The 15167-nt window shown below is 56.4% G+C and carries 12 protein-coding genes; all 12 read right to left on the reverse strand.

All coding sequences use genetic code 11. The features are described from left to right. Nucleotides 1-106: 106 nt before the first annotated feature. Nucleotides 107-3613 carry a DNA polymerase III subunit alpha gene (dnaE, locus tag ELY38_RS03115; RefSeq protein WP_127060037.1) on the reverse strand — a complete coding sequence of 1169 codons (3507 nt, stop codon included), beginning with the start codon at nucleotides 3611-3613 and terminating at the stop codon, nucleotides 107-109. Between the two features lie 44 nt (nucleotides 3614-3657). Further along, nucleotides 3658-4275 carry a ribonuclease HII gene (gene rnhB / locus ELY38_RS03120; protein WP_127060038.1) on the reverse strand — a complete coding sequence of 206 codons (618 nt, stop codon included), beginning with the start codon at nucleotides 4273-4275 and terminating at the stop codon, nucleotides 3658-3660. Beyond that, entirely contained in the window at nucleotides 4265-5437 is a 1173-nt protein-coding gene (gene lpxB, locus ELY38_RS03125; RefSeq protein ID WP_127060039.1) for a lipid-A-disaccharide synthase, read from the reverse strand. The genes rnhB and lpxB overlap by 11 nt, the downstream gene beginning before the upstream one ends. Before the next feature lie 13 nt (nucleotides 5438-5450). Further along, nucleotides 5451-6218: an acyl-ACP--UDP-N-acetylglucosamine O-acyltransferase gene (lpxA, locus tag ELY38_RS03130; RefSeq protein WP_127060040.1), complete on the reverse strand. Its 768-nt coding sequence runs from the start codon at nucleotides 6216-6218 to the stop codon at nucleotides 5451-5453. Then, nucleotides 6215-6658 carry a 3-hydroxyacyl-ACP dehydratase FabZ gene (gene fabZ, locus ELY38_RS03135; protein WP_126950732.1) on the reverse strand — a complete coding sequence of 148 codons (444 nt, stop codon included), beginning with the start codon at nucleotides 6656-6658 and terminating at the stop codon, nucleotides 6215-6217. The genes lpxA and fabZ overlap by 4 nt, the downstream gene beginning before the upstream one ends. Before the next feature lie 134 nt (nucleotides 6659-6792). Continuing rightward, nucleotides 6793-7830 carry a UDP-3-O-(3-hydroxymyristoyl)glucosamine N-acyltransferase gene (gene lpxD / locus ELY38_RS03140; protein ID WP_127060041.1) on the reverse strand — a complete coding sequence of 346 codons (1038 nt, stop codon included), beginning with the start codon at nucleotides 7828-7830 and terminating at the stop codon, nucleotides 6793-6795. 56 nt (nucleotides 7831-7886) lie between these two features. Beyond that, nucleotides 7887-8393, reverse strand: a complete 507-nt coding sequence (locus ELY38_RS03145) for an OmpH/Skp family outer membrane protein (protein WP_127060042.1) — start codon at nucleotides 8391-8393, stop codon at nucleotides 7887-7889. Between the two features lie 60 nt (nucleotides 8394-8453). After that, complete coding sequence (bamA, locus tag ELY38_RS03150) at nucleotides 8454-10805, reverse strand: outer membrane protein assembly factor BamA (protein WP_422822307.1); 2352 nt, start codon at nucleotides 10803-10805, stop codon at nucleotides 8454-8456. A gap of 100 nt (nucleotides 10806-10905) precedes the next feature. Continuing rightward, nucleotides 10906-12264 carry an RIP metalloprotease RseP gene (gene rseP / locus ELY38_RS03155; protein WP_127060043.1) on the reverse strand — a complete coding sequence of 453 codons (1359 nt, stop codon included), beginning with the start codon at nucleotides 12262-12264 and terminating at the stop codon, nucleotides 10906-10908. An 81-nt stretch (nucleotides 12265-12345) separates the two neighbouring features. Further along, the gene (gene ispC, locus ELY38_RS03160; protein WP_127060044.1) at nucleotides 12346-13542 is read right to left on the reverse strand and encodes a 1-deoxy-D-xylulose-5-phosphate reductoisomerase; all 1197 of its coding nucleotides are present in this window, start codon (nucleotides 13540-13542) and stop codon (nucleotides 12346-12348) included. Continuing rightward, on the reverse strand, nucleotides 13539-14360 hold the full coding sequence (locus ELY38_RS03165; RefSeq protein ID WP_127060045.1) for a phosphatidate cytidylyltransferase: 822 nt from the start codon (nucleotides 14358-14360) through the stop codon (nucleotides 13539-13541). Before ELY38_RS03165 ends, ispC begins: the two co-directional genes overlap by 4 nt. After that, nucleotides 14353-15144 (reverse strand): polyprenyl diphosphate synthase, encoded by a 792-nt coding sequence (gene uppS / locus ELY38_RS03170; RefSeq protein ID WP_127060046.1) that lies wholly within the window; start codon nucleotides 15142-15144, stop codon nucleotides 14353-14355. Before uppS ends, ELY38_RS03165 begins: the two co-directional genes overlap by 8 nt. Nucleotides 15145-15167: the final 23 nt, after the last annotated feature.

Here is a 15167-nt window from a genome sequence, read left to right on the forward strand (position 1 = left end):
GCCTTGTCGAAACGAGCATCTGATGGGGCTATTATCGCACCCTGACCCTGCCACGCAAGGTAATGCCCGCTCAATTAGATTGTCCCATCATTATTCACAAACAGGCTTAGCGATAGCGAAGCTGAACGCCCGCCTGCCCTTCCACGTCGCGCAGCGCGAGCAGCAGGTCGTCGCTGGGCGCGACTTTCCACTCATCAGAAAGCTCCAGCCAGCCAACCGCTTCAACATGGCGATACTGTACCCGCACCGGCAGGCCTTCGCTGCTCCGGTAGGGCGTCAGGCTATCGCGCAGGCTTTCCACCAGACGCCCGTTGATATGCTCGGCGTTTAGCGCAAGCTCCACCGCCTGGCCGTAGCGGATACGTGCAGTGACCATGGGCGTGACATCCTTACCCCGCAGCCGGAGGCCACCAGAGAAGTCGTCACTGGAGACTTCGCCTTCAACGATCAGTACCTGATCAGACTCAATCTGGCCGCGAAGCTGGTCATACAGTTCACCAAAAAGCGATGCCTCGATACGCCCGGTGCGGTCATCCAGGGTGATAAATGCCATGGTATCACCACGCTTGGATTTCATGGTGCGCATCGCCACCACCAGCCCCGCCACCCGTTGAGGCTCACGGGAGGGCTTTAAATCACTGATCCGAGTCGATACGAAGCGTTTCAACTCCCGCTCGTACTCGTCAATGGGATGTCCGGTCAGATAAAGCCCGAGGGTGTCTTTTTCACCGGAAAGACGTTCCCGATCAGTCCATTCGCGCGCCCCCAGGTAGTCTGCGTAGACATTGGCCTGTTCATCCTCGGGGTCGGCAAACGCCTCGCCGAACATATCCAGCATGCCAAGGCTCTGGTTGGCGTGGTTCTGAGCGGCGGCCTTTAGCGCGTCCTCCATGGAGGCTGCCAGCACCGCTCGGTTAGGGCCGAGATTATCCAGCGCACCTGAGCGAATCAGCGCCTCAAGTGTACGCTTGTTCATCCGTTTGGGATCGAGCCTGCGGCAGAAATCGAACAGATCGGTAAACGGTCCGCTGGTTTCCCGCGCTTCAACAATCGCACCAATGGGGCCTTCGCCCACGCCACGAATCGCCCCCAGGCCGTAAACCACGCGGCCTTCGGCATCCACGGTAAACTTGTAGCCGCCCACGTTGACGTCCGGCGGAGTGACAGTCAGCTTAAGATTGCGACACTCTTCGATTAACGGCACTACCTTATCCAGGTTGTCCATCTCAGTGGACATCACCGCAGCCATAAACGGCCCCGGGTAGTGAGCCTTTAACCAGGCGGTCTGGTAGGAGACCAGGGCGTAGGCGGCCGAGTGCGACTTGTTAAAGCCGTAGCCGGCAAACTTTTCCACCAGGTCGAAGATGTTACCGGCAAGGTCTTTATCAATGCCGTTGGCCGCACACCCCTCCATAAAGCCAGAACGCTGCTTGGCCATCTCTTCGGGTTTTTTCTTACCCATTGCCCGGCGCAGCATATCGGCCTGACCCAGGGTATAGCCTGCCATTACCTGAGCGATCTGCATGACTTGCTCTTGGTACAGGATAATCCCGTAGGTCGGCGCAAGCACCGGTTTCAACAGCTCGTGCTGGTAATCCGGATGTGGATAAGAGACTTCAGCACGACCGTGCTTCCGGTTGATAAAGTCATCCACCATGCCTGACTGCAGTGGGCCTGGGCGGAACAGGGCTACCAGGGCGATCATGTCATCCAGTGAATCAGGCAGCAGGCGCTTGATCAGCTCCTTCATGCCCCGGGATTCAAGCTGGAACACGGCGGTGGTTTCAGCCCGCTTGAGCATCTCAAAGGTTTTGCCATCATCCAGCGGAATGGCATCGATATTCAGCGGCTCCTGACCGTGCACTGCGCGCACCTTATCGACCATTTCCAGCGCCCAGTCGATAATGGTCAAGGTACGCAGGCCCAGAAAGTCGAACTTGACCAGCCCCGCGTCTTCGATATCGTTTTTATCAAACTGAACGACCAGCCCGTTGCCGTTTTCATCGCACAAAAGTGGCGAGAAATCAGTCAGCTTGGTGGGCGCGATGACCACGCCCCCCGCATGCTTGCCGGTACCCCGGGTGGTGCCCTCAAGCTTGAGCGCCATCTCCCAGATCTCTTCGGCCTCATCGTCATTCTCGATGAACTCCTTGAGCGCAGGCTCCTGCTCGATCGCCTTGCCAAGGGTCATGCCCACTTCAAACGGAATCAACTTGGAGAGCTTGTCGCCCAATGAATAGGGCCGCCCCTGGGCACGCGCCACGTCACGCACGACCGCTTTTGCCGCCATGGTGCCGAAGGTAACAATCTGGGATACCGCATCGCGCCCATAGCGCTCGGCCACGTATTCGATTACGCGGTCGCGTTTTTCCATGCAGAAATCGACGTCAAAGTCGGGCATGGAAACACGCTCGGGGTTAAGAAAGCGCTCGAACAGCAAGTCGTAACCAATCGGGTCAAGGTCGGTAATCTTTTGCGCGTAGGCAACCAAGGAGCCTGCACCAGAGCCACGCCCTGGTCCCACAGGTACGTTGTTATCCTTGGCCCATTGGATAAAGTCCATCACGATCAGGAAGTAGCCGGGAAAGCCCATCTGGATGATAACGTTGAGCTCAAACTCCAGTCGCTCGCGGTAGCGCTGATCAATGGCTTTATACTCGTCGCTATCGCGAGGGTAGCGCTCTGCCGGGAACAGGAAGTCGAGACGATCCGTCAGACCATCGTGAGAGACCTTGCGAAAGAACTCATCCTGGGTCATGCCCTCGGGGATTTCGAACTCGGGCAGAAAGATTTCGCCCAGACGCACATCCACGCTGCAGCGCTCGGCAATCATCACGCTGTTTTCAAGGGCCTCGGGGATATCCGAGAACAGAGCGGCCATTTCCTCAGGGCTTTTCAGGTACTGCTCTTCGGTATAACGCCGTTCGCGACGGGGATCATCCAGCGCCTTACCTTCGCCAATCGCGACGCGCGTTTCATGGGCCCAGAAGTCGTCGCGCTCAAGAAAACGTACATCGTTGGTGGCCACTACCGGGGTGCCGGTTTCGATGGCAAGTTTGACGCTGGCATGAACGCACACTTCTTCCAACGGCCGGCCTGTACGGATCAACTCCAGATAGAAGCGTTCCGGGAACGCGGCCTGCCACTCCTCAAGGAGCAGGCGCGCTTCGCGCTCGTGATCCGAGAGCAGATGACGGCCTATATCTCCCTCCCGCCCGCCGGACAGCGCAATCAGGCCGTCACTTTGTTCAAGCACCCAGCGCTTGTCTAAAATGGCCCGCCCCTGGCGCTGACCATGGGTCCAGCCCTTGGAGATCAACTCGGTCAGGTTGCGATAGCCGTCGGCATTCATCGCAAGTAACGTGATGCGATAAGGGTGAGCGTCGTCGTGGGGATTGGTGAGCCATAGGTCGCTGCCTATAATCGGCTTTAGCCCGGCCCCCTGTGCAGCTTTATAAAACTTTACCAGGCCAAACAGATTTGTTTCGTCAGTTAGCGCCAACGCTGGCATGCCGCGCTCAGCGGTGGTGCTGACCAGGGACTTAAGTTTTACCAAGCCGTCGACCAGGGAATATTCACTGTGCAAACGTAGATGAACAAACGGTACCGTCATGACACTCTCGGTAAAATCTCGGTAAAAAGAAACGGGCTTACGGCTTACAACAGAGCTAGCTGACGCTGTACAGGTGCAAAGCTGCGGCGGTGTTCTGCTAGCGGCCCATGGGCCGCTAGCGCCTCAAGGTGTTGTTTGGTTGGGTAACCCTTGTGGCGCGCAAAACCATACTCAGGATAGCGCATATCCAGCGCCATCATCTGGGCATCGCGGGCCACCTTGGCAATGATTGACGCAGCGGCAATAGCCGGGTGGCGGGCATCGCCCTTGACCACGGCCTGTCCTGGAAGCGGGTGCCGGGGCAGCCGGTTACCATCGACCAGCAGATACTCGGCGGCAGGTGCCAGACCATCAATGGCGCGGCGCATGGCCAGATGAGTAGCGTGGTAGATATTCAACTGATCGACTTCGGCGGCACTTGCTTCAGCCACCACAAAGGCCAGAGCCTGCTCACGGATAAGCCCATCCAGCGCCTCACGCTTGCGGGCGGTCAGCTTTTTGGAATCGGTCAGCCCTTCAATGGGACGCGCGGGATCCAGAATCACCGCTGCCGCCACTACGCTACCAATCAGCGGTCCTCGCCCCACCTCATCTACGCCTGCCAGACGTTCACCGGTATAGGTGATTTCAAGTGGCGGAAAATCGCTCAGGTTAACGGGCATCCTGAATCTCCAGCGGCTGACCTGCAGCGATGGCGGTAATTGCTTCAGTAGCACGTCGGCTGGCATCCCGTTGAAGGGTTTTATGCAATGCGGCAAAGCGCGCCTCCAGCTCGCTGCGTGCATCATGATCAGTCAACAGTTCATCCAGCTGATTTGCAATGGCATTCGGCGTGGCTGCCTCCTGAATAAGCTCAGGCACCATGCTCTGCTGCGCAATCAGGTTGGGCAGCGACACCCATTGGGTCTTGACCATTCGTTTGGCAATCCAATGAGTGGCGGGCGCCATCTTGTAAGCCACCAGCATGGCCCGATGACACAGCATGGCTTCGAGCGCGGCAGTACCTGAGGCCAGCAGCACCGCATCGCTTGCCACCATGGCCTCACGCGCTTGCCCATCCAGCAGGTGAACCCGCGAGGCCAGCGCCGGGTAGTCGTCCAGTAGCGTCTGTATTTCCGCATGGCGCTGCGCCGTAGCGGCAGGAATCAATACTCTCAACATGGCGTGACGCTGGCACAGCTGCTCGGCAGCGGATAAAAAGGTACGGCCCAGAAAACGTATTTCATTGCTGCGCGAGCCCGGCAGTATGGCAAGCACCGGGGCGTCCGGCTCAAGCCCTAATACCTGACGCGTTGCCAAGCGGTCGTTCTCAAGCGGCAGCTCATCGGCAAGCGGGTGGCCCACAAAGGCGACGGGCACCTGATGCTCGCGATAGAAGTCGGCCTCAAAGGGTAAAAGTGTGAGCATGCCGTCTACCGATTGGGCAATCCCCTTCACCCGGCCTTGTCGCCATGCCCATACGGAAGGGCTGACATAATGCGCCGTTTTGATACCCGCGCGGCGCAACTGCCTTTCAAGGCCGAGCGTAAAGTCCGGCGCATCAATACCCACCATGATATCCGGCTGCCAGGCAAGCGCTTCGCGACGCAGTGTGCGGCGCACGCTTACCAGTTCGGGTAGGTGCTTGATCACCTCGACAAGCCCCATCACAGAAAGCGTTTCAAGCGGAAAGCGGCTCTGCATGCCTTCAGCGATCATGCGTGGGCCGCCGATGCCCCGAAACTCAACGTGTGGATGGCGCACCTTTAGCGCACGCATCAGGCCAGCCCCGAGAATATCTCCCGAAAGCTCGCCTGCGACGAGATAAACGCGCTGCAACGTCATAAGAGAAACATGCTTAGCGGATAATACCGCGGGTTGAACGCTCAATGGAGGCGGCAAAATGGGCCACTTCGTCTAGATCAAAGCGTGTGCGCATCTCTTCAAGCGCCTGCTCTACCGTTAACCCCTGGCGATAGACCATCTTGTAGGAGGCACTAAGCGCATTGATGGCTTCACGGCTAAAACCACGCCGCTTCAAGCCTACCAGATTAAGCCCACGCGCTTCGGCAGGGTTGCCGTTGATCATGATATAGGCGGGCGTATCCTTGGTAATGATCGAGCCGCCGCCTGCCATGGCATGCTCGCCAAAATGGCAAAACTGATGCACGGCAGACAATCCACCTAAAATGGCGTGATCGCCTAGCGTCACGTGGCCCGCAAGCGTTACCTGGTTGGCGAGAATGCAGTCGTTGCCTATCACACAGTCATGGCCGACATGCACATAAGCCATAAACAGGTTACGCGAGCCAATGGTCGTTTCACTGCGGTCTTGCACGGTGCCGCGGTGAAGCGTAACGCCTTCGCGCACCACGTTATCGTCACCCATTACCAAACGGGTAGGCTCGCCCGCATACTTTTTGTCCTGGCAGTCCTCACCCACGGAGGCAAACTGGAAAATACGCGTGCGCTTGCCCAGCACCGTGGGGCCTTTAACCACCACATGCGGGCCAATAATAGAGCCTTCGCCGATCGTGACGTCAGGCCCAATGACGCTAAAGGGGCCAACCTCAACGTCGTCGGCAAGCTGGGCTGCCGGGTCGATCAGTGCAGTAGGGTGTATCAAGCAACCTTCCTCTCAGCGCAGATAATTTCCGCTTCACAGGCAAGTTCACCATCTACCGTCGCACGGCAGGCAAACTTCCAGATGCCGCGTTTGCCACGAATCACGTTGGCTTCAAGCGTAAGCTTATCGCCTGGCATCACGGGACGCTTGAAGCGTACATTGTCGCTACCTACCAGATAGTAAACATAGCCATCGGCCGGCAGTTTGTTAACTGTTTTAAAGCCCAGAATACCGCAAACCTGCGCTAGCGCTTCAACAACCAGTACGCCCGGCATAATGGGATGATGGGGAAAGTGTCCGTTAAAAAAAGGCTCGTTGATGCTAACGTTTTTAAACGCAACGATGGATTCACCTACGGTTAATTCCGTTACTCGATCCACCAGCAGAAAAGGGTAGCGGTGGGGCAAGTATTCGCGAATTTCGTTAATATCCATAACCATCGTAACGACCTCAAAAATGAAAAACGCCTGATAATCATCAGGCAAATACCAGCGCCCCGGCTGGTCAAAGGGCAGGGGATTATACCCCGCAGTGATTAAGCCTCAAGCCACTTTCCCGTCAAATAATGTGACCTTTATGTATCACGTGTGTTTTTTTCAAGCCGCGACAAGCGCTTGGCAATATCGTCCAGCTGCTTAAAACGCACCGCATTTTTCCGCCACTGGGCATTGCCCATCGCCCCGGTGCCTGACGAGTACACGCCAGGCTTGTGAATCGAGTTGGTCACAAGACTCATGCCCGTCACCTGAACCCCATCACAAATCGTCAGATGGCCAGATAAGCCGACGCCGCCGCCCAGCATGCAGTGCTTGCCCACCTTGGTGGATCCGGCAATCCCTACACAGCCAGCCAGTGCACTATGGGCGCCGATCGTCACGTTATGCGCGATTTGCACTTGGCTGTCGATCTTGACGTCATCGCCAATTACCGTATCGCCAAGAGCGCCACGGTCAATACTCGAACAACTGCCCACTTCAACATCATCGCCCAGCACAACACCGCCCAGCTGGGCAATCTTGTGCCAGCCCTCACCATCGTGGGCAAATCCAAAACCATCACCACCAATCACACAGCCGCTTTGCAGGATTACCCGCTTACCAATCACAACACCATGGCATACGGTCACATTGGCGTGCAGCCGGGTGCGCTCACTGATGACGCTATCAGCACCAACCACGCTTCCTGCACCAACCACTACGTAATCACCCAGCGTTACCCCTTCTTCCACCACGGCGTGAGCCTGGATGGAAACGCCCTTGCCAAGCTTTACATTGTCGGCAACAACAGCGGTTGAATGGATACCGGGCTTATCGCGAGCAGGAAGCGGATCAAATAGCTGGGAGAGTTTCGCGTAGCCCAGGTAAGGATTATCCGTCTCCAGGCGGGGTACCGGACAGTGTTTTCCGTGCTCAGGATGCAGCAAAACGGCAGCTGCCTGGGTCGTGGCCAAATCTTTCAGATAGGCTCGGTTCGCCAAAAAAGCCACTTGATCAGGCTTGGCCTCCTTGAGAGTTGCCAGGCCACGAATGGGTTGTTCGGCATTACCTTCAAAGGTAACGCCTAAATGGCGAGCGATGTCCGCAAGGGTGAGATGGTTAAAAGCGTGCGTCATGGGAGCCCAGGAAACAGAGGTGCAGCAAGGCTGCACCGGCAATCATTAAAGATGAATTACATGGAATTAAAGATCTGCGTAACCTCTTCGGTTACGTTTGGCAAATCAACTGACGAATGCAGCACCCCTTGAGGCTCAACCAGCACGTCAATATTATGGCGTTCCAGCACCTGCTCAACCGCCTGTTCAAGCTTGGCTTCAGCACTTTCCAGGAACTGCTGTTCGGAGCGCTGCTGCGCCTGGATCACTTCACGACGCAGCTGTTCAAAACGGCTGCCTTTTTGCTGAAGCTCGGCGATCAGTGAGTCGCGCTCGGACTGGGCCATGGTTTCACCATCACGCTGCAGGCGCTCCTGCAACTGCTGTAGCTCGTTACCCAAGCTCTGGGCTTCACGCTGCTGGCCGCCAATCTGGCCCTCCAACTGGCTCAGCGAGGTTTGAGCTGATTGGGTATTCATCAAAGCTGCCCGCCAATCCAACACGGCCACTTCTGCGGCTTGTGCTGCATGAACCGGCAAAACCATTGCACCAAACAGGCACGCCGCCGCTGTCAGTTTACGCATCGAGTCAACTCCTTGTCATTCAGGCTGGCACGCACTTCTTAAGTGCGCTCCGTCGCAATATTAGAACGTTTGTCCCAGAGAGAACTGGAAGAACTGCGTATCGTCACCGCTTTCATCATTAAGCGGCTCGGCGATGCTGAAAGTCAGTGGCCCGACAGGCGTTAGCCAGGAGAGGCCTATACCCACACTATACCGCAAGTCACCCAGATCCACGCCAGAGCTACACTGCTGACGCGCCTGATCCGCTTCTAGCACATCATAGCAGGAGCTCAGGAAGGTGTTACCCGCATCCAAGAACAACGACGGCTGAACGGAGCGCTGGTTTTCCACAAACGGCATAGGAAAGATAATTTCAGCACTACCTTCTACCTGTACGTTCCCCCCCAGGGTACGGTCGCGACCACCTTCAACCGACGGTGTTGTCCGCTGCCCCAGCGTGTTGGAGGTAAAACCACGTACCGAGCCCAAGCCGCCTGAGTAGAAGTTCTCATAGAAGGGGTAAGGGTCGTTAGAACCTAGCGTATCGGCGTAGCCCAGGTTACCACTGAACTTGAGTGCCCAAGTCTCATCATCATTGATCGGGAATAGCTGCTGGGCCCGGGCACGCAACTTGTAGTACTCGGCATCGCTGCCCGGCACGCCCGTTTCAATTGATAAGCGCTGGTAGTTACCAGCCGTGGGCATAACGCCACGGTTAAGGTTGTTACGCGTCCAGCTTGCAGTGAGCTTCAAGCTTTGCGCATCTTCACCTTGGTCATCGACATAACGGCGGATTTCTGACGCCGTGTCGTTATAAGTTTTCACCGAGATATCTTCGATACTCGCCCCGAAATTCAGTCGTGAGAGCTCGCTGATTGGGTAACCAAAGTTAATGCCCGCGCCGTAAGCATCGGTTGAATAGGTAGAGATGTCGGAGTCGGCGTAATCGGTTTCACGATAAAACACGTTATAACCGCGGGAAATACCGTCAAGGGTCCAATAAGGATCGGTGAAGGCGAAGTTGACGCTGGTAAAGGTATCACTGCGCTGGGCGCCAATATTGACCCGGTTACCGGTTCCCAGGAAATTGTTCTGGGCAAGCCCGACGCCATAAATAACCCCGGCGCTTTGCGAAAAACCGACACTTGCCGATACCGAGCCAGAGGGCTGCTCTTCAACGTTATAGGTAACGTCCAGCTGGTCGGGCTCGCCAGGAACAGGCTGAGTATTCACTTCTACCTGACTAAAGAAGCCAAGACGCTCCAGGCGCTGTCGCGACTGGGTAATCGATTCAGTCGATGCCGGGGCACCTTCCATCTGGATCATTTCACGGCGCAGCACTTCATCCTGGGTCGTGGTATTGCCGTAGAACTCGATACGACGAACATAGGTGCGCTGACCAGGGTCAACCGCAATGACCAGATCAACGGTTTCGCCGTCATTCGCCATTTCAGGAATACCCTGAATATCGGCGAACGCGAATCCTTCAGCGCCTAGGCGCTGCCGCAGCGCTTCGGTCGAGGCGTTAACCTGCCCGCGTGAGAAGATATCGCCACTTTTAATCTCAAGTAGCTGACGCGCTTCACTTTCACTGATTTGAAGATCGCCTGCAAAGCGAACATTACCGACACGGTATTGGTTGCCTTCATCAATATTGAGCGTCACGAAGATCTCGGACTTCTCAGGCCCAATGGATACTTGAGTGGAAGTAACGTCGAAATTGACATAGCCACGGTCAAGGTAGAAAGAACGTAAACGCTCGATATCGCCCGACAATGCCTCGCGAGAATACTCATCGCTTGAAAACCAGCCAAAGAAACGTCCTGGGCGGTCATTTAGCTCAAATACTTCACGTAATGTTTCATCGTCAAAATCTTCATTGCCGACGATATTGATTTGCCGGATTTTGGCAACTTCGCCTTCATTGATATTGATATTGACCTGTACGCGGCCTTCATCGATCTGCTCAACGTCAGTGGTAATCCGAGCGCTGTAACGTCCCTGAGACTGATAAACGCCTTCAAGCTCACGTTGGATCTCTTCAAGCGTTGAGAGTTGCAGCACTTGGCCTTCGGAAAGACCGGACTCACGCAACCCGTTGCGCAGGTCCTCTTCTTTCAGCTGCTTGTTGCCGGTGAGGTTAAGGCGAGCAATCGTCGGCCGTTCGACCACCTGGATAACCAGGACGTCCCCTTCACGGGCAAGCGATACATCTTCAAAAAGGCCAGTGGCAAACAGATCGCGGGCGGCTGACGCTAGCTGCTGTTCGCTAACCCTGTCATTAGCACTGACAGGAAACGCATTAAAGACCGAGGCGGCGGATACCCGCTGTAGTCCTTCCACACGAATGTCCGAAACATCAAAGGATTGTGCCTGGGCGCTGCTGGCGCCTGCCAGCAAGAGTGCCGCCATTCCAAGGGTCTTGATTTTCATGCAGTCAGTTCGCTCGCGTTGGTCTGCCTATCGTTCCAGATAAGCACCATATACATTTGTGCAGGCAGATGACAAGACATCCTGCGCGCTACACGCGTCATTACCAAAGGCGCATCAGATCAAAATACAGAGCCATCGCCATCAGGCCGCCCACCATGGCAAGCCCAATACGTAGCCCGATTGCCTGGGTTTGTTCAGAGACCGGCCGCCCACGCACGATTTCGACAAAATAGTAAAGTAAGTGTCCTCCATCGAGCACCGGAATAGGCAGTAAATTAAGCACGCCGAGGCTGATAGAGAGATAGGCAAGAAAGCCGACAAAGGCTTCAATGCCTGCCCGAGCTGAATCACCTGAAATCTGCGCAATTGTAATCGGGCCTGACAGGTTGGAAGGCGAAATAAGCCCGACCAGCATCTTGCGGATAGCATCTACCGTGAGCAGCACCATGTCGCCCGTCCGTGCTAGCGCCTGCCCTACTGCTTCAATCGGCCCGTAGCGAATTTCACGCTGGAGCGACTCAGGCCACGACACAGGCTCGACGCCTGCACCAATGTACCCAACCTCGCCGCCACTCTCCAGCTGATTGCTACCCGGCGTCAGCGAAAGCTCGCCCTGCTCGCCACCGCGCTGGTAGGTGATGCTCAGCGTTTCACCAGCACTGCGGCGGATAATGGTGACAAACTGCATCCAGTCTTCCACCGGCATTTCATCAATGGCAACAATGCGATCACCCGCCTGCAGTCCTGCATTCGCCGCCGCCTCGCCCTCTAACACCTGTCCCAGCACGGCCGGAAATTCCGGTTGCCAGGGCGTCATGCCCAACGATTGCAGCGGCTGCGGAGGGTCCTGGCGAGTCAGGTAATTATTGACTTCAAGTGCGTAGGCGCGTTCATTGCGACTACCCTCGGGTAGGGCATTGATGGTCAGCGTGCCGCTAAAACCAATCATGGAGATAAGCTTTAGGTTAACCTCTTCCCAGGAGCGCACGGGGTCATTCTGGATGGCGATAATTTCATCACCATGGGCAAGGCCTGCTTCTGCCGCCGGGGAATTGGGCAGAACATCGCCGACCATTGGGGCGACCGTTGTTGTTCCGTATACGAACAGTGCCCAGTAGGCAACGATGGCCAGCAGGAAGTTTGCCAACGGACCGGCAGCGACAATGGCGATGCGCTGCCAAACGTTTTTGCGGTTAAAGGCTTGGTCAAGCTGATCTTCGGATACGGGCGCTTCACGCTCATCCAGCATTTTGACGTAGCCGCCCAGCGGAATGGCCGCTAAGGCGTACTCTGTACCCTGACGATCGACGGTAGACCACAGCGGCTTGCCAAAGCCAACTGAAAAACGCAATACCTTGACGCCACAGCGGCGTGCCACCCAGAAGTGACCAAACTCGTGAAAGGTGATCAACAACCCCAGCACGACGATTATCGCTAAAACGTTTTGTAACAGGCCCACAATGAACTCCTTAGCACCATGCACAACAGCCGCTGATGCTTAAGCGACCTACTTGCCTTCCATTATCCGGTGCGGTACTGCCTAACCCGCTAGTTGCATAACCTTTTGTACTGCCTGCTGACGCGCCCACTGGTCTGCTGCCAATACGTTATCAATAGTATCGGCATTGCCTGCATAGGGCTGCGACACGACATTTTCTACCACTTCGGCTATTTCTCCAAAGCTGAGCTTTTCAGCCAGAAACGCCTCGACAGCGACCTCGTTGGCTGCATTGAGAATGGCTGGGGCTGCGCCGCCCTTCTGCATGGCTTCACGCGCCAGACGCAGGCAGGGAAAACGCGCTTCATCGGGTGCTTCAAAATCCAGCTGCGCGATTTGAAACAGGTCCAGAGTTTCCACGCCAGCCTCAATGCGTTCAGGCCAGGCCAGTCCATAGGCAATCGGGATACGCATATCCGGGTTACCCAACTGGGCAATGACCGAGCCATCAATGTACGCCGCCATTGAGTGAATCACACTCTGCGGATGAACTACCACCTGAATTTGCTCGGGCGCTGCGTCAAACAGCCAGCACGCTTCAATCAGCTCAAGGCCCTTGTTCATCATAGTGGCACTATCAACCGAAATCTTGCGCCCCATCGACCAGTTAGGGTGAGCACAGGCCTGATCAGGCGTGGCATTGGCAACCTCGGCCGCGCTCCAGGTACGAAAAGGGCCGCCCGATGCCGTTAGCAGCAACTGGCGGACACCGTAACGCTCAAGCCCCCCGCGATGCGCCGCCGGCAGGCACTGGTAAATAGCGTTATGCTCGGAATCGATGGGCAAAAGCGTGGCGCCGGAGCGTTCAACAGCCTGCATGAACAGCGCCCCGCTCATCACCAACGCCTCTTTATTGGCCAGCAGTACGCGCTTGCCCGCTTCTGCGGCTGCTAGTGAGGGCAACAACCCGGCTGCTCCAACAATCGCAGCCATGACGGCATCCACGCAGGCTTCACGGGCAACCTGGCAAAGCGCTTCGCGGCCCGTCAGTACTTCTGTCGGCTGGCCAGCATCATCAAGGGCCCGGCGCAGCCAATCGGCATCGTCTGCATGATTGAGTACCGCCACGCGGGGATGATGCGCCAAGCACTGATCCAGAAGCGCTTCTTTGGAGGTATGCGCGGTCAGCGCATACACCCGGTAACGATCTGGGTGACGGGCAATCACATCCAGCGTACTGATCCCGATAGAGCCGGTTGAGCCAAGCACGGTAATCCACTGGCAAGACGGTTGACTCATAGGGGCGGCACCTGTCCTTGAAGAACCGGTAAATAGAGCAGCGTAAAGATAGGAATTGTCGCCGTCAGGCTATCAATGCGATCCAGAACGCCGCCGTGACCTGGCAATAGCTGGCTCGAATCCTTGATATTGCGATAGCGCTTGAGCATGCTTTCCAGTAAATCGCCCAACACTGAAACGAGCGTTACAGCAACAGTTACAACCACCAGACCAATGCCCACACCGACTGTTAGCGACTGCCAAAGTGCAAACATAACCGCCAGCATCGTGGTGGCGGCAAGCCCACCGATGACGCCTTCCCACGACTTGCCAGGGCTGACCCGCGGCGCCAGCTTACGCTTGCCAAAACGGCGTCCGGCAAAATAGGCGCCAATATCGGCCGACCACACCAGCAGCAGCACAAACAAGAGCCATACTGCGCCGCTGTCGCGCAGGATATTAAAGCCGACCCAACATGGCACAAGCACCCACAGCCCCATTGCCAGACGCCGTGGCGTTGCCTGCCATTGTTGCCCCTTATCCGGGTAGTGAATAACCCAGTAAAGATTTAGCAGCCAGCCAAGGGCAGCGCACCATAACGGCCATACCGCAAACGCAGCGCCGGTTAGCCACATCAGCAGCATTACAACGGCAAGCCCGGCGACCAGCACAATACGCCGGCTTTGCCGACTAACACCTGCCAGGTTCGTCCACTCCCAGGCACCAAGCAGCACCATCAAAGCGGTGAAGAGCGCAAATGCCTTCCCCTGCAATCCAAACAGGCCAACCAGCACCAGGGGTGCCAGCCAGGCTGCGGTGATAATCCGCTGTCTAAGCACCTTGCGCCTCTATTTGTTGGTCGGTCATGCCAAAGCGTCGGCGCCGCTTGCAGAAATCGTTTAACGCAACGTCCAGCGCTTCGGCACCGAAATCGGGCCAGAGCAAGGGCGAAAAGTGCAATTCAGCGTATGCCAGCTGCCATAGCATGAAATTAGACAGCCGCTGCTCACCGCTTGTTCGAATACACAGGTCAACGGGCGGCACCTCGGTACTTTCCATTGCTTTATCAAAACAGGCTTCGTCGATATCGTCGGGGTCCAGTTCGCCCCCCGCCACCTGCTCGGCCAGCTGCCGTGCAGCACGCACGATATCCCACTGCCCGCCGTAGTTGGCAGCGATCACTAAATGCATGCCGGTGTTATTGGCAGTCAGCGCCTCTGCGCGATGGATATATTTTTGAATAGCATGGGAAAAACCGCGCTGCTCGCCAATAATTGTCAGCCGAATATTACGCTCGTTGAGCTTTTTGACTTCGCGCTTGAGCGCCATCAAGAAAAGCTCCATTAGCGCATTAACTTCAGCGGCGGGCCGCTTCCAGTTTTCGCTTGAAAAGGCGAACAGGCTTAGTGTCTGTACCTGACGCTCTGCCGCGCGCTGGATCACCGCTCTGACGGCTTCTACGCCTGCACGATGGCCGCGTATACCGGATAGCCCGCGGGCCCGTGCCCAACGGTTATTGCCGTCCATAATAATAGCAACATGCGACGGCATTACTTCACCCGGAATGAAAGGTGACGTGCTGGCGTCGCTCGGCTGTTCTTCGGGAAGCTGCGGTGACGTCATGGGGTCTCGCACAAAAGCTCAGT

Origin of the sequence: Vreelandella nanhaiensis (assembly GCF_003990185.1) — a bacterium.
In the GTDB taxonomy this organism is placed as follows: domain Bacteria; phylum Pseudomonadota; class Gammaproteobacteria; order Pseudomonadales; family Halomonadaceae; genus Vreelandella; species Vreelandella nanhaiensis.